Genomic DNA, 21,546 nt, shown 5'->3' on the forward strand with positions numbered 1-21,546 from the left:
CAACCGCACCGAAGTCATCAAGAACGACAGCCACCTGACGGTGGAGAACAACCGCTTCAGCCACACCAAAGGCAACAGCCACCACACCACAGATGGCGAACATCGCGAGAGCATCGGTGCCGACTACAGCCTGACCGTCAACGGCAGCCACTACAGTAAGCAGGGCAAAAACCAGCTGGTGGAAGCCGGTACGGAGATTCACCACAAGGCCGGTATGAAGATTGTGATCGAGGCCGGTGCTGAGGTGACTCTGACGGCGGGGGGCAGCTTTGTGAAGGTGGACCCGAGTGGGGTGACGGTGTCTGGGCCGCTGGTGCGGTTGAACTCCGGGGGTGGGCCGGGGAGTGGTAGTGGGGTTGGGGTGAAGGGGCCGTTGTTGCCAAATGTGGTGACTCATGATGCTTTATCTGAGCAGCCAGTCTCAACACTTCCCCATACCGAGACACGGCATTCCGGTGATACTCAGTTTGTAAACGCGGACCAGCTGCGACCGATTGAGGCTGACCTGAAACAGGCCGCAAGTTTCAGAAATGCAGCGAGAAACGAAGAAACTTTTTCGGAGGTTTGCTCTGTGAGATCGGACCAAGGGATTTCTTCATGACGCTGCAGAGTTCGAACATTCAAGGAAGTCTGTCTCCGTCCGACAAAAAAATGTTCATGTTGTTTGATGGAGCGATCGCGGGTGGCCTGCGAAGTTTGTATGAAGAGAGCCTGGATGTATGCCCTTTAATGGTACTCAAAGACGGCGTTTTCGATGGCGTATCAGCATTAGGGCCTATGATTGCTGATTTTGGAGCGAGCATAGTGCTTAAAGAGCTGTGGGCAAAGAACCATCCCTTAGTCGCGAGGGCTTCGGTGTTGCATACGTCTTATGATGAGTCAGCATTGTTGGACTTTATGCGGTTTCGGGTTCAGGTGACGATGCCGGAGGGGCACGCTGTCTGGCTAAGGATTGGTGATGCCAAGGTAGTGTCGAGACTAGCTGGAGTTGACGGCCGTTTACCCGCTCATTTTTGGTCTGGCATTAACAGCATCTTTTTCCGTTCAAGTGATGGATCGATGACTCAGTATCGCCCTTCACCTTCCAGAACGAGTGACGAACAAAAGGAAGGACAATTCGCGTCTAATCTGGTGGCCCCATGTTTTCAATTTAGCTTGGATTTGCTGGCCGCTCTGGATTCTTCTGCGGATCACCAACACAGGGACGTGTTATGACTTATTGCGCAACTTGCCCACTCATGACGGCTTTTCTACCCCTTCGATACGCCATTGGCCCTATGCGCTATGAGGGGGAGCTCTTAGCTGGGCTGGAATTGCCCGATTTGCCGGACCTGTTTCCTAATATTGATCGCTATACTGATCTTCAGGATCGGAATCTTGGGCTCGTTCCTCGATTTCTGAGAGATGGCTGGCTGTATGTCTGGAGCGAGTTCGAAGGGAGGTTAATCGAGTATTCGGTTAATGATTCCCTGCTTCAGGAGACGACCCGAGGTGGAGAGGTTGTTGATAATCGCGGCAATGTCTACTTGTCTTTACCCTCTGGTGAACCTGCTGATGTCGCCTGGAGTGAGAATCAATGGTCTGACGCTCATTTCGAAATGATTGTGAATGAACCGGGTCAGCGCAGCAAGTTTATGCGCAGGATTGTGCCAGGAGGTTCACCGAACACTCAGTTGCTTGATGAAAAGACCTTTTATGCCTTGCCAGAAGTTACCTCCATTGAGGAGTTTGACTGGACTGGCCTGGCCCCAACCATTCCCCACTGGCCTCGGTTGGAGCGTTCTACCCGGCGATTTGACCAGCGCGTGATGGGGATAGTGGACGATCCATGGGGCGTTACCGAAGATCTGGCCGCATTGGTTCGTCTGACTCACGATAATCAGGAGAGGTTAAGAGCCAGATTCGGTGGAGAGTGGAGTTTGGCGAAGACGATCAAGGACCTTTATGAGACTGATCGCCAGCTTGAAGCGAAACTTCCTGAACTTGTAGATCTGCCGAAATTACAGAGAGTGTGGCGGGAATCGGATGAGTCTCAGTCACATTTTGAAGACGTTGTTGCTGGGCTCCTTGATTCCTGGGTCCTATGGATGGATACCCTCGAATGTGCGAATGGCCCTGAAACCCTCGCAAGTTCATGCGAGAGCCTGGATCTGGCTAAAGAAGATCATCACACCATTCTGCAGGAAAAATTCGGACTTGCTTTGCTTGGTCCATCTTATTTTAGTAAAGGGGCCGGGGCTATCGGCCGCCTAGCCGCAGTTCAGGGGGAGGGGACTCGCTGGTTCTGGAATGCGTTGCTTGGGATAAGAGAGCGTGTATCACTCGGCGACGTCGAGAAGCTAGTATCAATTGGCGATATGGCTAACGATTCTGTTGAAGACCTATCCAAAGCTGCCACGGCTGTCGTTGCCGCCATAAACTCTAAGGTGTCGGGTTTAGTGGGGCGGGCACCAATTCCATCGGCTGTGCCGACACAAATACTTTTCAACGCAATTTCGCCTGCAGCCGCAGTTGAATTGAGAGGATTCCCGCACCGAATCTCACTTTTAGGCAGTGGTTTTTTGGTGTCTGGATTGGCACGAACAGGGCAGTCCTTGGCGGTGGAAAGTGTAAGTGCTGTTCAATCGAATCAGTGGCTGAGTGAGGCGGCGCGAGAAGGAGTAAATAGCAACATACCTCGCAGTCAATTGCATGCTGAGGTGCCTAGCGTACCTGTTATTCGGGCAATTGCTGCCAATTCGGGAAAATACTATAACGGTAATCCCTATGGTCTGATGGATGGATTGGTCAAGGCCCCGTTGCGATCAGTTTTGGTTGTTTTGACTGGAATTAACATGGTCTCTGCAAACAGTGCCTTGGGTGTTGGTGCCGACCGTGATTTGCAAGGTTTTGCTAGAGCGTTTGGTGGTGTAACCGGCTTTGCCGCAGCGTTTATGTCGCTGCAACATAAGATTGCAGAGCTGAATTGGAGGGAGGGATTGTCAAGATCTATTAATCCCGAGGCACTAAGTCATGGTGTTGGAGCTGCCGCGGCATTTGCTTCTGCTCTTACCGCAGCCTTCGATATTGTTATTTTTGGCGTGCAGGCGGTTGAGTCTTATCGCGCCGGAGATTTTGATACCGCCGCCGTTGAAGTTGGTTTGGTTGGTATTTCTTCAGGACAGCTGGCGTTAGGGGTACGAGCTTTCAGGGCATATAGAGAAGCTAGAGCTGTAGCGTTAGGTCTGCAAACTGCTTCTGCAGTTAGAGGATTGTCTAGACTGGGAGGATGGTTTACTGCATTGTCACTTGGTTTAACCGCATCTTTAATTGGTGGATTGGTTGCGCGCTATCATCTTGAAAACACACCGATCGAACGTTGGCTAGCAAATACTCGTTTTGGTGTAAAACCTGCTGCTTGGGCTGGTAATTACAGGAACGAAATGGGGCGGCTGTATGTGGTTGTTTTTCCGGTTAAATTCAGGCTTGAGAGAGTGCCTCGGTTAAACCCGCATGAAACGCATATTCAGGATTGTTGGTTGATATTGGAGTTGGTTGGACAGAAAAGACTCGAGCCCGACATGATCGAATTTACAGGAAATGAGTTAAGAAATGGTGTTGGATACCGATCCTTGGCATGGCTGGAGGAGAAACTGAGAACAGTATTTGATTCAGAGGAAAAGGAACGAATTTTACAGCCGAATCGAAAAGCCGTTGTGTGGTCAGGTGCTGATTTTTCAATTCATGAGGGCACGAGAATTCACAATGCGGCTTCAACCGCTACTTATAGGCGTATCTACCACAACGATGATCAGATATTTGGGCTGGAAGGACAATTGATATACCGCCCTCAGCCTGGTCTTGAAATGCCTCCGATAGAGGTTGATATCTGGTGATTGAGGATGCAAAAAAACTATTTGATTCGATAGTTAATAAGATAGGGAGCTCATCGAGTGCTCGGGTATTAAACAGTGGTGCTAGCAGTGGTCATTCGCCATCCAAGCCGAGTCTTATTGAGGCGCAAAATGAGATCTATCTGGCTTTGAGAACGGGCAGTGCCGAGAGTAAAGGCATGCTCACTGGCTTTGGTTTTCTTGTAGGTGGGTACGGTGTAGTACTTTTTCTCCTGATCATTGGGTTTGGAAACGCTTTGAGTTCAGATTGGTGGCTTTTGCTGTGTTCAATTCTGGGGATACTAATGCCGGCGGCTTGGGAGTGCACTCGCCCGCCGTCGCTACCAATAGTATTCAATAGGCGCACACAGGAGATCTATTATGATCTTAAAGGAGAGCTTTACCATGCAGTATGGGAAGGCATAGAGGCCGTTGCCTATGAATATAGAATGGTTAATCAATACTCCGGATCTATTGTCCATGGAAACCTGGAGATTATTCTTCAAAAATTTGGAGATCCCCGCAACCGAGTTGCACTGAACCTGTCGGGTATTTCTGCAGGTAAGCGGCTGTCAACGCTGGTTGGTATATGGGAATATCTGCGTTGTTTCATGACCATTGGCCCTTGGTTTGATGAGACCGGACGAAGGACGGAATCCAGGAGCCGGTTCATTGAGGAAACGTTGGAATCTGGGCAAATTTCATTTCTCGATTTGATTCTGGATTCGAGAACTTTTTTAGGCCAGGAGAGAAAGGAAGGCAATGGAATTTCGGGAAGCACGGTTATCGAATGGATTGGTTCCTATCTTTTGTTTCCGGTTGCATTGGGTATGGAATTCATACAAAGGGTTGATCGAAAGAGGTCAAGGAAACATTGGCCTGAAGTCGTCCAAGAACGCCTGGATCCTAACGGCCCAACATCCCGACTGATCGATATCGAAGAAGACTACATGGCGCAAAAACAGAAGGAGCTGGACGAGCTTCATGAAAGAATGCGCAAAACTCTTCCCCGGTAGGTCTTGTCTCAGAAGAGCCAATCGTTCGCTGCGTTGATAACCAGCTTCAACCCATTAACTAACCTCTCAGAGCCAGAAAAGTGCTCAGAAAAAACCACATTGATTGGCCGCTCCTGTGGTCAGCAATAAAAACTGACCTCGGCACTATGCTAACGATGCTGTGCGTAGGAATAATCACCACTGCTGTGGGTGGTGGCATTTTCTACGTCGATTTTGGCGACTGGGGGGCCATGATTGCGGGAGGTTTCTTCGCATTGATGGGCGCTGGGTTGTTTCTGCTTGCTATCGTCATGACTTACTCGGGTACCAGCTACCTATACGGCCAGGCCTTGCTACGGAAGCACGGTGTAGAGGTGGACGGCGTACTGACCAAAAAAGAAGCGGATTGTCAGTTTCATCAGGAATACGACCATCGAAATGAGCCACAGGGGGAAGGGCATTATCAGTGTAACCTTCTGATTGAGTTTGATTTTCAGTTTGATGGCCAAAATCACAGCGGGGCCTTCTATCTGAGTAAGCTGGCAACATTCGACAAGTTGCGGGAGGGTGACCCGGTGCCCCTCAAGGTACTCAGGTTTGATCCCTCCGTTCACAAGGTACGAGAGCGGCGTTTGGCAAATATCTTGAAGGGGCGTGAGCCCCAAATGCCTTCTCTCGTTCCCGAAGGCGCCGAAATTGGTCAGCTGGCTTAAGGAAAGAGACCCCAAAACACAAGGATTGAACCATTGAAAACCCTGAATATCCTCAAATACGTCTTCACACTCATTGGCGCCGGTATGCTTGTTGGTGCGGTGATGAGTTACAGCAGTACAGTGTCATTTATCGAGCGAGCTACGGAAGCCACGGGCACGGTCATTGATCTGGAGCGCTCTCGCTCCAGCGATTCGACAACCTATTATCCGGTGGTCGTTTTCGAGGATATCCGTGGTCGGGAGATCGAGTTCCGGTCGCGCTCCGGCTCAAATCCGCCGTCGTTCAGTCGCGGCGAGCGTGTGTCTGTGTTTTACGAGCCGTCGGCTCCGGAGAGTGCTCGAATCAACAGTTTCTTCTCCCTGTGGGGGCTGCCCATGATTCTTGGAGGTATGGGGCTCGTGTTTGGCGCCATTGGCGGCGGGATGCTGTTGTTTGGTTGGAAGAAGAGCCGCTCACAGGCTTACCTGAAAGATCACGGCACCGAGGTGCTCGCAATATTTTCGTCGGTTGAGCAAAACACCAGTCTGACCGTGAACGGTCGTAACCCGTTCCGCATTGTCTGCCAGTGGCAGCACCCGCAAACCGGTGAGCTTCACGTATTCCGAAGCGATAACCTGTGGTTCGATCCGAGCAATCATATTCAACAGGAAACAGTGCCCGTGCTGGTCGATGAGGCCAATCTCAAGCGCTATTGGGTGGATACCTCATTCCTGCCCAAGCTGGCCAGCTAGCAGCCTATTTGCCTCAGGTTCCCGGTGGGTACGAGTTTTCGTGGCCCATCGCACAAGCGTATTTACGCTCATACCGTTTGTCGGCCCAGGTTTCATAAATCCGGCTGGCAATCGGGTGAATCACCGGCCATAACAGTGGCTTGAACAACCAGCCAAAACGGGTGTGCGACCAGGCTCGCACATTGGCGTGCAATCCCGTTACCCACTCCCCGGTCCAGCTCATCAGATGCAATCGCCGAAGCAGTTGCTCCCGGGAAGGGAGTTGCTGGTTGCTCGGGTTTTGTTCGTGAATATCCGCAAAGATCAGGTTGCCGGTCTGCAGTCTTCGCAGGGTGCGTATCTCACGCGCGCACAGGGGGCAGGAGCCATCGTAGAACAGGGTATCGTAGCGCGGTGCCATGGGTTCTCCGCTGTCAGCTAGTTATTCTGGAGGTATACGGTGTGCTGTGCGTGGATGGTTCAATTTCCTCAAATGCACTTGGTAATTGTTTGATAATGCGGGTGCTTCCTGTAAACGCTACACTGTGTTGCTCATCGCCAGATTGTTGAGCTGGCGAAACTCCTGTGTCCTGAGCGGCACTCCGACAAGGTAAAACAGCCCATGGATGACCAGAAGACAGAATCCCCGCAAACGAATGGCACAGGTTCGCGATCGTTCGCGGATCTCTCCACGCCAATCTACGGGTTGTTCATCCTTGGTATTCTATACACCCTGTATATTGCTCATCAGATTGTTCTCCCGATCATCCTGGCGGTACTGACCAGCCTGTTACTGGCGCCTCTGGTTAAAAAGGCTTACTTGCGCTGGCGCATACCGCGTGTGGTATCCGCATTGGTTCTGGTGCTGGCGGTCCTTGCCGGAATACTGGGGCTGGGTGCCGCGGTCGCCACGCCAGCTCTGGAGTGGGCCCAGAAAGCACCGGAGGGGCTGTCTCGCCTGTTGGTGGGGGAAAGTGAGATCATGCGCCAGATCGACAAGGTCAGTCAGTCTGCCGAGCAGGTCGAAAAATCGGTTGAGGAGCTTTCCAAAGATCAGGGCACCAAACCCACCACGGTGGTATTGCAAACCGACTCCTGGCGCAGTCAGTTGATGTCCAAGGCTCGGAACGGCATTGCCGGGCTGGCGCTGGCACTGGCATTAACCTATTTCCTTTTGGTCAGTGGCGACCGGTTGATTCGCAACTTCGTCAAGCAGTTGCCCCGGTCCCAGCGCAAGACAGTGCTGAGGATCACCCACGATTCCCAGCATCAGATAGCGCAGTATCTGGCGGTACTGGGGTTGTCCAATACGTCTGTCGGCGTGTTGACCGGCCTGATCTGTTGGGCCATCGGCCTGCCAGACCCGGCCGTCTGGGGCCTGATTGCAGGCCTTGCCCGGTTTATTCCGTACCTTGGTAACATGCTTACCATCACCCTGTTGGCCATAGTCTCCGCCATTTCCCTGGACGTGCTCTGGATGATGGTGCTTGCGCCGATCAGCTTCATTGTGCTCACCACGATTGTCGGATTTTTCCTTGAGCCCTGGATTCATGGTTTCCGGATGGCCATCAACCCCGTGATCATCTTTGTTTCGATCTTCTTCTGGGGCTGGTTGTGGGGGCCAGTGGGGGTTCTCCTTGCTGTGCCCTTGATGACGGTTATCCAGGTGGTCCTCAAGCAGATTCCGCGATTAAGGCCGGTTTATCGGGTAATCGCTCGGTAAACCGGTTGAGTCTAATGGATATCCGTAACAGGCCCTGACACACCCGGTGATCTTTCCTATTCTGTCTGGGTAGTTTATTCACCAGAACAGGAGGGTCTGTTGCCGATGATCCCGTCCTCAATGAAGGCGATGGTTCTGAAAGGCCATGGCGGAATTGATCAGCTCATGTATCAGGATGTACCGGTACCTCAGCCGAGGGAAGGCGAGGTGCTGGTTCAGGTAACTGCCACCGCCAAGAACAACACAGACCGCAAAGCCCGTGAGGGGCTATATCCCACTAAAAAAGGGGAAATGACGTCGTTCCAGATGGGCGGCAAGCCTACGCTCACGTTCCCGCGCATTCAGGGGGCCGATATTGTCGGTCGTATTGTTGCTGTGGGCGCGGGTGTCAGTGAACAGCGTATCGGCGAACGCGGCTTGTTGGACTTCAACATCTATGCGGACAACCGCACAGACATCAATCTCACGCCGGATTATTACGGGCATGGCGCAGATGGCGGATACGCCGAGTATGTCGCTTTACCGTCCGATCAGTTCCATCACATTCCCAATCCGGACCTGGCCGACGCCGAGCTCGCATCCATGGGCATGTGTTCCTATCAGACTGCCTACCACATGCTTACCTCCGCCAATATTCAGGCTGGTGAACGCGTGCTGGTTACCGGTGCCAGCGGTGGCGTGGGTACGGCGCTGATTCAGCTCTGCCGGATTATTGGTGCCATTCCCTATGCCCTGAGCCAGAAGGACAAGGCTGATCCATTGCTGGAGCTTGGCGCCGAGGCCGTTCTCGACAGAACCGACATGGATAGCTTTGTCGATCGGGTGAAGGCGGAAACCGGAGGCAAGCCGCTGGACGCGGTCATGGACCTGGTGGGCGGCGACATGACGGACCGTTTCATCGACGCCATGATTTTTGACATGAATGTCCGGAGCACCTATCCGAGGCTGAGTATTGCCGGGGCCAGTGGCGGCAACATCAGCGAAATTCTCTGGACCCGCATCTATCTGTACCAGGTGCAGATTTTCGGTGTGTCCCATGGTACCCGGGAAGAGGCAGAGCAGCTGATGAGATGGATCCGGAGTGGTGATTTAAAGCCTGTGTTGCACGGTGCTTTCCGGCTGTCTGAGTTGCACCGCGCGGAGGAGTACTTCGTGAACCGAGGCAGTAATTACCTGGGAAAAATCGTGATTGTTCCCGATGCCCAGTGGCAGGAGCACGGGCAACCCTACGAGGTGGAGGCGGACTGATGAAACCGGAACTGACCATTCAGTTGATGGACACTCACGCCGGTGGTGATTTCAGCCGCATTGTTACCGGCGGCATTGACCTGTTGCCCGGCGACACCGTGCGGGCGCAGATGGAGTACCTCCGGGACGATGCTGACGGCTTGCGCAAACTCCTGCTGGAGGAGCCCTATGGCATTCCCGAAATGTCCGTGGATTTGCTGGTCCCCGCCACCGATCCCAGGGCGGCGGCTGGATACATTATTATGGAGGTGATGGGATATCCCATCTATTCGGGTTCCAACACCATATGTACGGCGACGGCGGTCCTCGAGGCTGGCATAGTGCCAAAGCAGGAGGGCAAGCAACATTTCATGCTGGAATCGCCGGCGGGTCTCGTGAACATTGAGGCTATTGTTCATGACGGCGTGGTAGAAGCGGTCACCTGCGAGGGCTTGCCGAGCTACATCCACACCTACAATGCCAGTATTAACGTGCCGGGCATTGGCGAGGTTGGCTACAGTGTGGCCTATAGTGGCGGTTTCTACGCCCTGGTGGATGCAAAATCGCTGGGCTTTGACCTGACCCTTGACGAGGAACGGGAGCTGGCCCGCACCGCGCATGCCATTGTCGAGGCCATTCAGGCTGCCCGTGGATTTTCCCACTACACCCTGGGTGATGTCGGGCCTTTGCCATTTCTGCACTTTATGGGGCCGGAAGAAAAAGTGGCCGATGGCTATTTCCGCTCACGATCGGCCACCTACGTCCATCCCGGCGTGATCTGTCGTAGTACTACCGGTACCGGCACCTCGGCCAGGCTTGCGTTGATGAACTACGAAGGCCGAATCCAGCCGGGCGATAAACTGGAAACCGTTTCCCTTCGAGACACCGGTTTTATCGGTGAATTCACCACGGTAGAAACCGAGGGCGAGTATCAGGTGGTCAAAAACAGTATCACTGGCAGGGGTTATGTGATTGCCCGTTCCGACATTGTGGTGAACTGTGACGACCCGATGGTGGAGTGTGATGGGTTGCACCACATACTATCGAGTCGCCACAAATCTAGCGTGGTCTGAGTCTTCGTTTCTCTGCCCGTCGCATCCAGAGCCAGGCGATAAACGCAATCACAGACACCGCCGCGATAATCAGAGTCGCCAGCGCGTTGATCTCCGGTGACACTCCCATCCGAACGGAGGAGAACACCACCATCGGCAAGGTGGTGGCTCCCGGGCCAGACACAAAGCTGGCAATTACCAGGTCGTCCAGCGACAGGGTAAACGCCAGCAACCAGCCCGAAACCAGCGCCGGCGCAATCACCGGCAACGTGATCACAAAGAAGGTTTTCAGCGGCGTGCAGCCCAGATCCATGGCGGCTTCCTCAATGGAACGATCCACTTCTCTCAGGCGGGCACTCACCACCACAGCCACGTAGGCGCTGCAGAAGGTGGTATGGGCAATCCAGATGGTGGCCATGCCACGATCCGTCGGCCAGCCGATCAGTTGGGCCATTTGCACAAACAGCAGCAACAATGACAGGCCGGTGATCACCTCTGGCATTACCAGAGGGGCGGTGATCATGCTGGACAGCAACGTGCGCCCGCGCATCTTTTTGAACCGGGTGATCACGAACGCGCACAGGGTGCCCAAACACACCGCCATGCTGGCGGAATAGAAGGCAATGCGCAGGCTCATCCACACCGCCGACAGGATCTGTTCGTTGGCGAGCAGGGCGCCGTACCATTTGGTGGAGAACCCGGCCCATACCGATACCAACCGTGAGGCGTTGAACGAGTATACGATCAGCACCACCATGGGCAGATACAGGAACAGCATGCCCAGCATCAGCATGGTCTTCGAGAAACCGGGGGCTTTTAACCTAACCATTCTTTTCCATCTCCCGGGCCTGGAAGCGGTGGAACAACACAATGGGTACCAGCAGCAGCGCCAGCATCACGATTGCCAGCGCAGAGGCCACCGGCCAGTCTCGGTTGTTGAAGAACTCTTCCCAGAGCACCTTTCCGATCATCAGGGTATCCGGACCACCCAGCAGTTCCGGAATCACGAATTCGCCCACGGCTGGAATGAACACCAGCATGGAGCCGGCCAGGATTCCGGCCCTGGACAACGGCAGGGTAACGGACCAGAAGGTGGTCAGGCTGCGGCAGCCCAGATCCGACGCCGCTTCCAGCAGGCGTATGTCCAGCTTCACCAGATTGGTGTAGATGGGCAGGATCATGAACGGCAGGTAGGCATAGACGATTCCCAGAATCACCGCGAAGTTGGTGTTCAGCATTTTCAGCGGCGATTCGATTACGCCCAGCCACAGCAGGAAGCTGTTGAGCAGGCCCTGGTTACCGAGTATGCCCATCCAGGCATAAACCCGAATCAGGAACGAGGTCCAGGACGGCAGCATCACCATCAGCAGGAACACCAGTTGCCAGTGCTTCGGCGCGCGGGCCATGGCATAGGCCATGGGGTAGCCGATCAGCAGGCAGAACAAGGTGGCCAGAAACGCGGTTTTCACCGAGCCCCAATAGGCGGCAATGTAGAGGCTGTCGGAGGCCAGGAACAGGTAATTGCCAAAGTTCACCACCACCGACAGGGTATTCTCCACCCATCGGAACACCGGCTCGTAGGGCGGAATAGCCATCACCGCCGAGGTCAGGCTGATCTTCAGCACCAGCGCAAACGGCAGCAGGAAGAACAGCAGCAACCAGGCGAAGGGTACCCCGAACACAACTCGCCGATGGAATACCACTGCCCGCACCCGCTCGGCGAAGGGGGTTATCAATTTTCCAGGAACCTCTGACAAGGTTCCTGATGTGGATGAAGGGCGAGGCGCACGGAGCGCAGCAAAGGAGACATACCTTCTTGGTAGGCGAGTTTGCGAGCACCGCGCAACGCTGCCCTTCGCCGCAGCAGGGGCCTTGTCGGAGGTTTCTGTGGTCATGGCGTCAGTTCCAGAGCAGGATAGGACTGGAAGCTTCCCAGGACACATACACCCGGTCACCCCAGGTGGGCCGCTCGCCCCGGCGCTCCACGTTGGCCATGGTGGCCTGCACCCGCTTGCCGCTGGCGAGCTTCACGTAGTAAGACGTGATGTCCCCCAGGTAAGCAATGTTGTCCACCGTGCCGCAGCTCCAGTTGCTATCGCCTTCGGGCTTCTCGGTCGTCAGGTAGATCTTCTCCGGGCGCAGGGCGATCAGGGTTTCCGTGGTTTCCGCCGGCGTGGTTACACCCCGGTCAATAAACACCGGTGCGTCCAGAAGCTCGCTGGCCAAAGACAGGCTGTCGGAATTGTCTTCCAGAATGTTCGCCTCAAAGATGTTCACGGAGCCGATAAACTCCGCCGTCATGCGGCTGTTAGGGCTCTCGTAGATATCAATCGGCGAGCCCACCTGGGCAATCCGGCCGTAAGACATGATGGCAATGCGGCTGGCCATGGTCATGGCTTCTTCCTGGTCGTGGGTCACCATCAGGCAGGTTACGCCCACTTTCTCCAGGATATCTACCAGCTCCAACTGCATTTCCGTGCGCAGTTTTTTGTCCAGCGCGCCCATGGGCTCGTCCAGCAACAACAGCTTCGGGCGCTTGGCCAGCGAGCGGGCCAGGGCCACACGCTGCTGCTGGCCACCTGAGAGCTGCTGCGGCTTGCGCCTCGCGTAGGGCTCCATCTTCACCAGCTTGAGCATGGCGGCCACACGGTCGGTGATTTCGTTCTTCGGCAGCTTGTCCTGTTTCAGACCCATAGCAATGTTCTGCTCCACGGTCATGTGCGGGAACAGGGCATAGGACTGGAACATCATGTTGGTGGGTCGCAGGTACGGCGGCAGGGCCGTGATGTCCTGACCATCCAGCACAATGCGGCCGGAATCCGGGGTCTCGAAGCCCGCCAGCATGCGCAGCAGGGTGGATTTGCCAGAGCCGGAGCCACCCAGAAGAGCAAAGATCTCGCCCTTGTGGATGTCCAGGCTGACGTCGTCGACCGCCAAGGTGCTGTCGAAGCTCTTGGAAATGCCTTTGATGCTGAGGAGCACCTCCGCTTGCGCGGAGGTGTTGTTGGTTACGGCCACCGTCAGCGACCGGATTTCACGCTGGTCCAGGTGCGAGTCATCAGGCGCTGGGCGTCCTGTGGCCGACCTTCCATCACGTACAGTTTCTTCAGCACTTCCTCGGTGGGATAAATGCTGGTGTCACTCAGGATTTCCGGGTCGACGAACTCGTCAGCCGCCTTGTTCGGGTTGGCGTACCACACGTAGTTGGTGACGTCCGCGATGATTTCCGGGCGCATCAGGAAGTTCATCAGCTTGTGGGCATTTTCCACATTCGGTGCGCCGGCCGGAATGGTCATCATGTCAAACCACAGCACCGCACCCTCTTTGGGGATGGTGTAGCGGATCACGTTGCCGTTTTCGGCTTCTTCAGCACGGGCAGCGGCCTGCAGGATGTCGCCGGAATAGCCGGCGGCCACGCACAGGTCACCGTTGGCCAGGTCGCCAATGTAGCGGGAAGAATGGAAGTAGGTGATATTCGGGCGCACGGCCTTGATCACTTCACCGCCTTTCTTGATGTCGTCGGCGTTGTTGCTGTTCGGGTCCAGGCCGATGTAGGCCATTGCAGCACGAACCATCTCTTCGCCGGAATCCAGCATGGCAATGCCACAGCCACCCGCGGCCAGTTTGCCGGTCACTTCCGGATCAAACACCAGGGCCCAGGAGTCGGTAGGGGCGCTGTCGCCCAGGATTTCCTGGATGCGGCCTTCGTTGTAGCCATAGCCGTTGGTGCCCCACAGGTACGGCAGGGAGAACTGGCTGCCCGGGTCAATCTTTTCCAGATCGTCCATCAGATCCGGGTTCAGGTTGGCCATGTTCGGCAGCTTGCTGTGGTCCAGCGCTACGAACGCCTTGGCAGAAATCTGCTTGGCTACGTAGTGGTTGGAGGGCACCACCAGGTCATAACCGGAACGGCCAGACAACAGGGCCGCTTCCAGCACCTCGTTGCTGTCATATACGTCGTAGACAACCTTGATGCCGGTTTCTTCGGTGAACTTCGCCAGGGTGTCCTCGGCGATGTAGTCAGACCAGTTGTAGACACGCACTTCCTCGGCTGCAAAAACCGAAGAGGCACCCAGAGACATAGCAACAGCGGCGGCAAGCGCCTGTGGCTTACACAACTTCAACATTGGATGGTGTCCCTCACTTAAAAGGGATGGATACAAAACGTGCAGGACGCACGCGGTGTTGTGCAGGTCTGCTGAGGGTGGCCGGAGGTGGCAGGTGTTTGCGAAAACACCGGGGTGCCGCCTTTTGACTCCTCAAAGGAGCCTCTGGCGCACTCCGGATTATCTCTGGCCTTCAGAGCGGTTCACAATCAAGGCGCGACTTTGCAGGAAGGCTGGTTGCCTTTCAAAAAGTCGCAACGCGGAGTGTGGATCGCTCTGCAGGCCCCGAAGGGCGGGCTCTAAGGGCTTCATCTGCGGTGTTGCAGCTCTTGCCAAGGGCTTCGGCCATTGGCTGCGAACTGCGCCTTGCATCTGAAGCCCTTAGAGCTCGCAGAGATAATTCGGAGTGCGTCAGAGGCTCCTTAGGGCTTATCCTGGAAACGGTGGTGGGGAATCCGACCGTATTCGCGCGATATTTATCATGAGAATACGGTCTGCGCTACAAAATTTTTACCGGATGGAGTGGGTGCTTGTGCGTATCCTTGTCGCTGATGCTCAGTGCCGCGCTGTGTGGCGGTAATCCGTGGGCGACTTCCCCATCACTTTTTTGAACAGTCGAGAAAAGTAATAGGCATCGTCATAGCCCAGTTGCCTGCTGATATCGGCGAAGCTCTGGCTGGTGGTATCCAGCAACTCACAGGCCCGTTCCACTTTGAGATGCAGGAAGTGCTGGATTGGCGAGGTGCCGGTCTGCTCCCGGTACCGGGTGGCGAAGTGAGCCGGCGACAGGCCGGAAAGCTCGGCCAGCTGATTCAGGGTCAGGCGTTCCTCCAGATGCTCCCGCATGAAGCTGTGCAGGGAGTCCAGCTCGGCCTGCCGGGCCTGGCTGGTTTCGTCGGCGTTGATGGGCACGGCGGCCAGCAACTGTCGTAGCCGATTGCTGGCGTGGATCAACCCACGGGCCCGGAAGCCCGTCTGCCGTACCGACAGCAGGCCGTTGAAATCCACCAGTAACCGGGGCTGTCTGCCCAGATGCCGGATGCGGGTGCTGTCATCAAAGCCCATGTACTGACCGAAGTCTTCGGCCAGCGGGCCGGTGTAGTGCACCCAGTGAATGGTCCATGGATTGTCCGGGTCCGCCGTGTAGCGGTGACTGACGCCGGCCGGCAGCAGCAAAAGGTCGCCGGCGGTCACGGTATAGGGCTCGCCTGCAACGTTCAGAAAAGCCTTGCCATCGGTGCAATAGATCAAAAGATTGTCACGATGGTGTTCCCGATGCATGTGATGGCCCGCCGCCCGCCGGTAATGGCCGAAGGCCAGCGGGTACAGCTCTCGGGTTAGTGGGTGGTGCGCCAGTTGGCGGACGATGGGCTCCGGAATCACATAGCGAACGCTGTCCGTAGGAACAGGCCACTGGGAGGTTTGCGCGGATGGCTTGGTGTCTTGATGACTGGTCATCGAAAAATAATCCATCATGGGCGAAACTTAGTCAATCATCAGGCGGCAAGGAGCGTGCTAGTCTTTTGGAAAATCATCGCCAGGTCCGTTTCGTTATTCAGCGGGCCACGGCACTCCCGGACAACAACAAACAGGGACCATCCTCATGAAAAAAGTACCTCAGTTTATTGCTGGTGAATTTGTTCAGAGCCAGACCCAGAACTGGATCGACGTGACCAACCCAGCCACGAACGAAGTCATCGCCCAGGTGCCCTGCGCCACGGCAGACGAAATGCGCAAGGCCATCGACAACGCTGGCGAAGTGTTCAAAAGCTGGAAGGAAACGCCGGTATCCGAGCGGGCCCGGGTCATGCTGCGTTACCAGGCACTGCTGAAAGAGCACCACGACGAGATTGCCGAAATCCTGTCCCAGGAAACCGGCAAGACCTTTGACGACGCCAAGGGCGATGTCTGGCGCGGCATCGAAGTGGTAGAGCATGCCGCCAACGTGGCGTCCATGATGATGGGCGAGACCGTTGAAAACGTCGCGCGGGAAGTGGATACCCACTCGTGGATCCAGCCGTTGGGCGTTTGCGCCGGCATTACCCCGTTCAACTTCCCGGCCATGATTCCCCTGTGGATGTTCCCCATGGCCATCGCCTGCGGTAACACCTTTGTACTGAAACCGTCCGAGCAGGATCCGCTCACCCCGATGCGCCTGGCGGAACTGTTCGAAGAAGCCGGTGCGCCCAAGGGCGTTCTGCAGGTGGTGCACGGTGCCAAGGAGCAGGTGGATACCCTGTTGAACGATCCGGCCATCAAGGCCATTTCCTTTGTGGGTTCGGTACCGGTCGGCCGTTATATCTACGAAACCGGTACCCGCAACATGAAGCGCGTACAGAGCTTTGCTGGCGCCAAGAACCACATGGTGATCATGCCGGATGCCGACAAGCAGCAGGTGATCAATGCCCTGGTGGGTGCCTCTGTGGGTGCCGCCGGTCAGCGTTGCATGGCTATCTCCGTGGCGGTGTTTGTCGGCGCGGCGCAAGAGTGGATCCCGGAACTGAAGGAAGCCATGGCGAAGGTGCGCCCGGGTGCCTGGAACGACTCCGGTGCCAGCTATGGCCCCGTTATCAGCGGTAAGGCCAAGGAGCGTATCGAAGCCCTGATTGCCACTGGTGAAGCGCAGGGTGCGAAACTGATGCTGGATGGTCGCGGCTGCACCGTGGATGGCCTGCCGGACGGTAACTGGGTAGGGCCCACGCTGTTCAGCGAGGTGACGCCGGAAATGGATATCTATAAAGAAGAAATTTTCGGGCCAGTGCTCACTTGCATGAACGCGAACGACCTTGGCGAAGCCATTGAGCTGATCAACAACAGCCCCTATGGCAACGGCACCTCCATCTTCACCAACCACGGTGGCGCCGCCCGCCGCTTCCAGCACGAGATCGATGTGGGCCAGGTGGGAGTGAACATTCCCATTCCGGTGCCCCTGCCGTTTTTCTCTTTCACCGGCTGGAAGGGTTCTTTCTACGGCGACCAGCACGCTTACGGCAAGCAGGCAGTACGTTTCTACACCGAAACCAAGACCGTGACCTCCCGCTGGTTCAGCTCTGAGGCAACGTCTTCTGAAGCCAACTTCTCCATCCAACTGCGTTAAGGGTGAGAAAGGGAGCTGAACGATGGATTTCAACCTGACGGAAGACCAGCTGGCGTTCCGGGATGCGGCCCGGGCCTTTGCCGAGAAAACCATGGCGCCCTTTGCCGGCCAGTGGGATGTGGATCACACCTTCCCGGTGGAAGTGATGAAAGAAGCCGGCGAGATGGGCTTTATGGGGATTTATACCCCGGAAGCCCTGGGCGGCATGGGCTTGTCCCGCCTGGACACCTCGGTGATTGTGGAAGAGCTGGCCATGGCCTGCCCATCCACGGCTGCCTTCATCACCATTCACAACATGGCCACCTGGATGGTGGCCAGCTTTGCCTCGGACGACCTGAAGCAGGAATTTGTGCCCAGGCTGGCCAGTGGTGAATGGCTGGCCTCCTACTGCCTGACCGAACCCGGGGCCGGCTCCGATGCCGCCAGCCTGCGTACCAGGGCGGTTCGTGACGGCGACAGCTATGTGATCAACGGCAGCAAGATGTTTATCTCAGGCGCCGGCGCCACCGATGTGCTGGTACTGATGGCCCGCACCGGTGATGCCGACAGTGGCGCCAAGGGGATTTCCACCTTCGTGATCCCCGCCAATGCCGAGGGTGTTTCCTACGGTAAGAACGAGGAAAAGATGGGGTGGCACAGTCAGCCAACCCGCATGGTGACCCTGGAAGACGTGCGCATTCCCGCCAGTAACCGCGTTGGTGAGGAAGGTGACGGCTTTGCCATCGCCATGAAAGGGCTGGACGGCGGTCGCCTGAACATCGCCACCTGCTCCCTTGGCGGCGCCCAGGCGGCGCTGCTGCGGGCGCGCAATTACCTGCACGAGCGCCAGCAGTTCGGCAAACCACTGGCAGCCTTCCAGGCGCTTCAATTCAAGCTGGCGGATATGGCCACCAACCTGGTGGCGGCCCGGCAAATGGTGCGCCTGGGTGCCTTCAAGCTGGATGCCGGCGACCCGGAAGCCACCCTGCATTGCGCCATGGCCAAGCGCTTCGCCACCGATGCCTGTTTCGAGGTGGCCAACGAAGCCCTGCAGCTGCACGGCGGCTACGGCTACATTCGGGAATACCCGCTGGAGCGCTATGTGCGGGACCTTCGGGTACACCAGATTCTCGAGGGCACCAACGAAATCATGCGCCTGATTATTGCCCGCCGCATGCTGGAAGACGGCGTTGCCGAAGCCATCCAGTAACCGGCCCCAATCATCAGCACCGGAACAACCAAAGGAATTTACCATGAGCGAACTGATTCAACTGGAAAAGCGCGATCACATTGCGATCCTGACCATCGCCAACCCCCCGGCCAACACCTGGACGGCAGACTCCCTGGCGGCTCTGGAAGCCACCATTGAAGACCTCAACGCAGACCGCAACATCTTCGCGCTGGTGGTCACCGGCCAGGGTGAGAAATTCTTCTCCGCCGGGGCGGACCTGAAAACCTTTGCCGACGGTGACCGTGCCCGGGCCAACGAGATGGCCCAAAAGTTCGGCCAGGCCTTCGCCACGCTGACCGCCTTCCGGGGTGTGTCGATTGCCGCCATTAACGGCTACGCCATGGGCGGTGGCCTGGAATGTGCGTTGTCCTGCGATATCCGCATTGCCGAAGAGCACGCCCAGATGGCGCTGCCGGAAGCCGGTGTTGGCCTGCTGCCCTGCGCCGGCGGTACGCAAAACCTGCCCTGGCTGGTAGGCGAGGGCTGGGCCAAGCGCATGATTCTGTGCGGCGAGCGGGTAGATGCCAGCAAGGCGCTGCAGATTGGCCTGGTGGAAGAAGTGGTGCCGTCCGGTCAAGGCCTGGAAGCCGCCCTGAAGCTAGCCGAAGGCGCCTGCAAGCAGAGCCCGTCTTCCATTGCCCGCTGCAAGCAGCTGGTGATGAGCGCCCGTGATGGCCGCAGCCACACTGATGGCTGGCGCATGGAGCGGGAACTGTTCGTAGAGCTGTTCCACACCGAAGACCAGAAAGAAGGCGTGAATGCGTTCCTCGAGAAGCGCAAGCCGGAATGGAAAAACCGATAAGCCCGGGGCTGCTATGAGCGATCAACCGATGGTATTTGAAGAATGGACCACAAACGGCGGTGGCCGGATTGCGGTCGCCAGGCTGAACAGCCCGCGTAACCTGAATTCGCTGTCTATGGACATGATCCGCCTGCTCAAGCCGCAGCTGCAACGCTGGGCCGACGATGACAGCGTATGCGCGGTCTGGCTGGAAGCTGAGGGCGACAAGGCCTTCTGCGCCGGTGGCGATATCGTGTCCCTGTACCGCAGCATGACCGAGCCGGGAAAGCTGGCTGAAGGCGAGCGGTTCTTCACCGAAGAATACGAGCTGGACTACCAGATTCACACCTACCCCAAACCCATCGTGTGCTGGGGCAATGGCATTGTGATGGGCGGCGGTATTGGCCTGATGGTCGGAGCCTCCCACCGGGTGGTTACCGAGCACTCGAAGCTGGCTATGCCGGAAGTGAGCATCGGCCTGTACCCGGATATCGGCGCCGGCTGGTTCCTGAACCGCATGCCCGGGCGTACCGGAATGTTTCTGGGGCTGACCGGCACCCGCATGAACCCAGCCGATGCGCTGTTTGTGGGCATGGCAGACCGGTTCGTCAGCCACGAACTCAAAGGGCAGGTGATTGATGCCCTGGCCTCCGCCAACTGGCAGGGTTCCAGCGCCCATAGTGTTGTCAGCTCGGTACTGCGCCAGTACGAACAGCAAAGCCGGGAGGCGCTGCCGGCGTCTCCGGTTCGTGATCACTTTGATGATATCCAGCAGGCCACCGATGGCGATTCCCTTGAGCAGGTGGTAGCGCAGCTGAAAGATCTGGGCGGCCGAGAGGGTTGGCTGGGGAAGGCTGTGAAGGGATTGGCGAGCGCCTCACCCACGTCACTGGCCCTGACCTGGAAACACCTGCAGCGCAGCCAGCGGGACAGCCTGAAACAGGTGCTGGATAACGAGCTGGTGATGTCGGTGAACTGCCTGAAGAAGGGCGAGTTTGCCGAAGGCATCCGGGCATTGCTGATCGACAAAGACATGCAGCCCAGCTGGCGTTATGCCTCGCTGGCGGAACTGGACAACGAGTGGATTGAAGCATTTTTCAGCCAGGCGCCCGGGCACTGATAAATCCCGGCGCACTGCTACAAAAACAAGGAGAAGCAAGATGGCGAAGGTAACTTTTATTGGTCTGGGCAACATGGGCGGGCCCATGGCCTCCAACCTGCTGAAGGCGGGGCATGAGGTCACGGTTTTCGACCTGTCCAAACCGGCGGTCGAGGCATTGGTGGCCGAAGGGGCCAGCACTGCGGATTCCGCTAAAGCGGCGACACAGGGCGCCGAGTGCGTGATCACCATGCTGCCGGCGGGCAAGCATGTGGAAGCGGTGTACCTGGGCGAAGACGGTCTGCTGGCAGCCCTGCCGGCGGGCACCCTGGTGATTGACTCCTCCACCATTGCCCCGGAAACCTCCCGGGCGGTGGCAGAAGCCGCCGCGGCAAAAGACCTGGCCTTTATCGACGCGCCGGTATCCGGCGGCGTAGGTGGTGCCACGGCCGGTACGCTGACCTTCATTTGCGGCGGCGAAGTGGCCACCTACAACAAGGCACGGCCGGTTCTGGAAGCCATGGGCAAGAACATCTTCCACGCGGGACCCCACGGTGCGGGGCAGGTCGCCAAGATCTGCAACAACATGATGCTGGCCATCCTGATGGCCGGCACCAGCGAAGCCCTGGCTCTGGGCGTCAAAAATGGCCTGGACCCTGCGGTACTGTCGGAAATCATGAAGCAGAGCTCCGGCGGCAACTGGGCCCTGAACCTGTACAACCCGTGGCCGGGTGTGATGGAAGGGGTGCCGGCATCCCGGGATTACCAGGGCGGTTTCCTGGTGAACCTGATGACCAAAGACCTGGGGCTGGCGTTTGATAACGCGGTCGCCAACCAGGCCTCCATCCCCATGGGTTCCCTGGCCCGAAACCTGTTCCAGCTGCACGCCGGGCAGGGTAACGGTCAGCTGGACTTTTCGAGTATCCTGAGGCTTTACAAACCGGACTGAGCAGTAGAGCC

20 protein-coding genes are annotated in these 21,546 nt (G+C 56.7%); 14 read left to right on the plus strand and 6 right to left on the minus strand.

The window, feature by feature from the left end:
- From ARC85_RS13785 to ARC85_RS13810, 6 genes are all read left to right on the plus strand, one after another.
- A partial coding sequence (locus ARC85_RS13785; RefSeq protein WP_502688018.1) for a bacteriophage T4 gp5 trimerization domain-containing protein occupies positions 1–601 on the plus strand: 601 nt, incomplete at its 5' end.
- On the plus strand, positions 598–1,215 hold the full coding sequence (locus tag ARC85_RS13790) for a DUF4123 domain-containing protein (protein ID WP_286715135.1): 618 nt from the start codon (positions 598–600) through the stop codon (positions 1,213–1,215). The genes ARC85_RS13785 and ARC85_RS13790, both read left to right, overlap by 4 nt.
- Positions 1,216–1,238: 23 nt before the next feature.
- Positions 1,239–3,875, plus strand: a complete 2,637-nt coding sequence (locus tag ARC85_RS13795; RefSeq protein ID WP_474271590.1) for a toxin VasX — start codon at positions 1,239–1,241, stop codon at positions 3,873–3,875.
- The gene (locus tag ARC85_RS13800; protein ID WP_286715137.1) at positions 3,872–4,888 is read left to right on the plus strand and encodes a hypothetical protein; all 1,017 of its coding nucleotides are present in this window, start codon (positions 3,872–3,874) and stop codon (positions 4,886–4,888) included. The genes ARC85_RS13795 and ARC85_RS13800 overlap by 4 nt, the downstream gene beginning before the upstream one ends.
- An 80-nt stretch (positions 4,889–4,968) precedes the next feature.
- The gene (locus ARC85_RS13805) at positions 4,969–5,580 is read left to right on the plus strand and encodes a DUF3592 domain-containing protein (RefSeq protein ID WP_286715139.1); all 612 of its coding nucleotides are present in this window, start codon (positions 4,969–4,971) and stop codon (positions 5,578–5,580) included.
- A 33-nt stretch (positions 5,581–5,613) separates the two neighbouring features.
- The gene (locus ARC85_RS13810) at positions 5,614–6,312 is read left to right on the plus strand and encodes a DUF3592 domain-containing protein (protein ID WP_286715141.1); all 699 of its coding nucleotides are present in this window, start codon (positions 5,614–5,616) and stop codon (positions 6,310–6,312) included.
- A 13-nt stretch (positions 6,313–6,325) separates the two neighbouring features.
- On the opposite strand, the gene ARC85_RS13815 is transcribed toward ARC85_RS13810, so the two are convergent.
- Complete coding sequence (locus tag ARC85_RS13815; protein ID WP_114433538.1) at positions 6,326–6,712, minus strand: thiol-disulfide oxidoreductase DCC family protein; 387 nt, start codon at positions 6,710–6,712, stop codon at positions 6,326–6,328.
- A 201-nt stretch (positions 6,713–6,913) separates the two neighbouring features.
- Here ARC85_RS13815 and ARC85_RS13820 point away from each other — a divergent pair, with 201 nt between their 5' ends.
- The 3 genes from ARC85_RS13820 (at position 6,914) to ARC85_RS13830 (ending at position 10,314) form a co-directional block, all read left to right on the plus strand.
- A complete protein-coding gene (locus ARC85_RS13820) occupies positions 6,914–8,014 on the plus strand; it encodes an AI-2E family transporter (protein WP_011785614.1) in 1,101 nt (366 codons plus the stop codon).
- A gap of 105 nt (positions 8,015–8,119) precedes the next feature.
- Positions 8,120–9,262, plus strand: a complete 1,143-nt coding sequence (locus tag ARC85_RS13825; RefSeq protein ID WP_114433536.1) for a zinc-binding dehydrogenase — start codon at positions 8,120–8,122, stop codon at positions 9,260–9,262.
- Positions 9,262–10,314, plus strand: coding sequence for a proline racemase family protein (locus ARC85_RS13830; RefSeq protein ID WP_286715143.1), 1,053 nt, complete (start codon positions 9,262–9,264; stop codon positions 10,312–10,314). The genes ARC85_RS13825 and ARC85_RS13830 overlap by 1 nt, the downstream gene beginning before the upstream one ends.
- On the opposite strand, the gene ARC85_RS13835 is transcribed toward ARC85_RS13830, so the two are convergent.
- The 5 genes from ARC85_RS13835 to ARC85_RS13855 form a co-directional block, all read right to left on the minus strand.
- A complete protein-coding gene (locus tag ARC85_RS13835; RefSeq protein WP_226598027.1) occupies positions 10,301–11,122 on the minus strand; it encodes an ABC transporter permease subunit in 822 nt (273 codons plus the stop codon). The genes ARC85_RS13830 and ARC85_RS13835 overlap by 14 nt on opposite strands.
- Positions 11,115–12,029, minus strand: a complete 915-nt coding sequence (locus tag ARC85_RS13840) for an ABC transporter permease subunit (protein WP_412768674.1) — start codon at positions 12,027–12,029, stop codon at positions 11,115–11,117. The genes ARC85_RS13835 and ARC85_RS13840 overlap by 8 nt, the downstream gene beginning before the upstream one ends.
- Positions 12,030–12,192: 163 nt before the next feature.
- Complete coding sequence (potA, locus tag ARC85_RS13845) at positions 12,193–13,275, minus strand: polyamine ABC transporter ATP-binding protein (RefSeq protein ID WP_431607185.1); 1,083 nt, start codon at positions 13,273–13,275, stop codon at positions 12,193–12,195.
- Positions 13,276–13,313: 38 nt separating this feature from the next.
- Positions 13,314–14,420 carry a polyamine ABC transporter substrate-binding protein gene (locus ARC85_RS13850; RefSeq protein ID WP_011785606.1) on the minus strand — a complete coding sequence of 369 codons (1,107 nt, stop codon included), beginning with the start codon at positions 14,418–14,420 and terminating at the stop codon, positions 13,314–13,316.
- Positions 14,421–14,954: 534 nt separating this feature from the next.
- Positions 14,955–15,875, minus strand: coding sequence for an AraC family transcriptional regulator (locus tag ARC85_RS13855; RefSeq protein WP_011785605.1), 921 nt, complete (start codon positions 15,873–15,875; stop codon positions 14,955–14,957).
- Between the two features lie 127 nt (positions 15,876–16,002).
- On the opposite strand from ARC85_RS13855, the gene ARC85_RS13860 reads away from it, so the two are divergent.
- The 5 genes from ARC85_RS13860 to mmsB are packed head-to-tail and all read left to right on the plus strand — an operon-like array spanning position 16,003 to position 21,535.
- On the plus strand, positions 16,003–17,496 hold the full coding sequence (locus ARC85_RS13860; RefSeq protein WP_011785604.1) for a CoA-acylating methylmalonate-semialdehyde dehydrogenase: 1,494 nt from the start codon (positions 16,003–16,005) through the stop codon (positions 17,494–17,496).
- Between the two features lie 22 nt (positions 17,497–17,518).
- The gene (locus ARC85_RS13865) at positions 17,519–18,685 is read left to right on the plus strand and encodes an acyl-CoA dehydrogenase family protein (protein WP_011785603.1); all 1,167 of its coding nucleotides are present in this window, start codon (positions 17,519–17,521) and stop codon (positions 18,683–18,685) included.
- 43 nt (positions 18,686–18,728) lie between these two features.
- Positions 18,729–19,508, plus strand: a complete 780-nt coding sequence (locus ARC85_RS13870) for an enoyl-CoA hydratase (RefSeq protein ID WP_011785602.1) — start codon at positions 18,729–18,731, stop codon at positions 19,506–19,508.
- Between the two features lie 13 nt (positions 19,509–19,521).
- Entirely contained in the window at positions 19,522–20,607 is a 1,086-nt protein-coding gene (locus ARC85_RS13875) for an enoyl-CoA hydratase/isomerase family protein (RefSeq protein ID WP_286715146.1), read from the plus strand.
- Between the two features lie 40 nt (positions 20,608–20,647).
- Complete coding sequence (gene mmsB, locus ARC85_RS13880; protein ID WP_011785600.1) at positions 20,648–21,535, plus strand: 3-hydroxyisobutyrate dehydrogenase; 888 nt, start codon at positions 20,648–20,650, stop codon at positions 21,533–21,535.
- The last annotated feature ends 11 nt before the right edge of the window (positions 21,536–21,546 follow it).

This window comes from Marinobacter sp. tcs-11 (genome assembly GCF_002049515.1).
Taxonomy (GTDB): Bacteria; Pseudomonadota; Gammaproteobacteria; order Pseudomonadales; family Oleiphilaceae; genus Marinobacter; species Marinobacter nauticus.

What these genes read in the sequence shown, in the direction of transcription:
- ARC85_RS13855 (WP_011785605.1), bottom strand. Translation starts at nt 15,875, where the DNA reads ATGATGGATTATTTTTCGATGACCAGTCATCAAGACACCAAGCCATCC.
- ARC85_RS13850 (WP_011785606.1), bottom strand. Translation starts at nt 14,420, where the DNA reads ATGTTGAAGTTGTGTAAGCCACAGGCGCTTGCCGCCGCTGTTGCTATG.
- ARC85_RS13825 (WP_114433536.1), top strand. Translation starts at nt 8,120, where the DNA reads ATGATCCCGTCCTCAATGAAGGCGATGGTTCTGAAAGGCCATGGCGGA.
- ARC85_RS13835 (WP_226598027.1), bottom strand. Translation starts at nt 11,122, where the DNA reads ATGGTTAGGTTAAAAGCCCCCGGTTTCTCGAAGACCATGCTGATGCTG.
- ARC85_RS13865 (WP_011785603.1), top strand. Translation starts at nt 17,519, where the DNA reads ATGGATTTCAACCTGACGGAAGACCAGCTGGCGTTCCGGGATGCGGCC.
- ARC85_RS13830 (WP_286715143.1), top strand. Translation starts at nt 9,262, where the DNA reads ATGAAACCGGAACTGACCATTCAGTTGATGGACACTCACGCCGGTGGT.
- ARC85_RS13815 (WP_114433538.1), bottom strand. Translation starts at nt 6,712, where the DNA reads ATGGCACCGCGCTACGATACCCTGTTCTACGATGGCTCCTGCCCCCTG.
- ARC85_RS13790 (WP_286715135.1), top strand. Translation starts at nt 598, where the DNA reads ATGACGCTGCAGAGTTCGAACATTCAAGGAAGTCTGTCTCCGTCCGAC.
- mmsB (WP_011785600.1), top strand. Translation starts at nt 20,648, where the DNA reads ATGGCGAAGGTAACTTTTATTGGTCTGGGCAACATGGGCGGGCCCATG.
- ARC85_RS13820 (WP_011785614.1), top strand. Translation starts at nt 6,914, where the DNA reads ATGGATGACCAGAAGACAGAATCCCCGCAAACGAATGGCACAGGTTCG.
- ARC85_RS13875 (WP_286715146.1), top strand. Translation starts at nt 19,522, where the DNA reads ATGAGCGATCAACCGATGGTATTTGAAGAATGGACCACAAACGGCGGT.
- ARC85_RS13870 (WP_011785602.1), top strand. Translation starts at nt 18,729, where the DNA reads ATGAGCGAACTGATTCAACTGGAAAAGCGCGATCACATTGCGATCCTG.
- ARC85_RS13795 (WP_474271590.1), top strand. Translation starts at nt 1,239, where the DNA reads ATGACGGCTTTTCTACCCCTTCGATACGCCATTGGCCCTATGCGCTAT.
- ARC85_RS13860 (WP_011785604.1), top strand. Translation starts at nt 16,003, where the DNA reads ATGAAAAAAGTACCTCAGTTTATTGCTGGTGAATTTGTTCAGAGCCAG.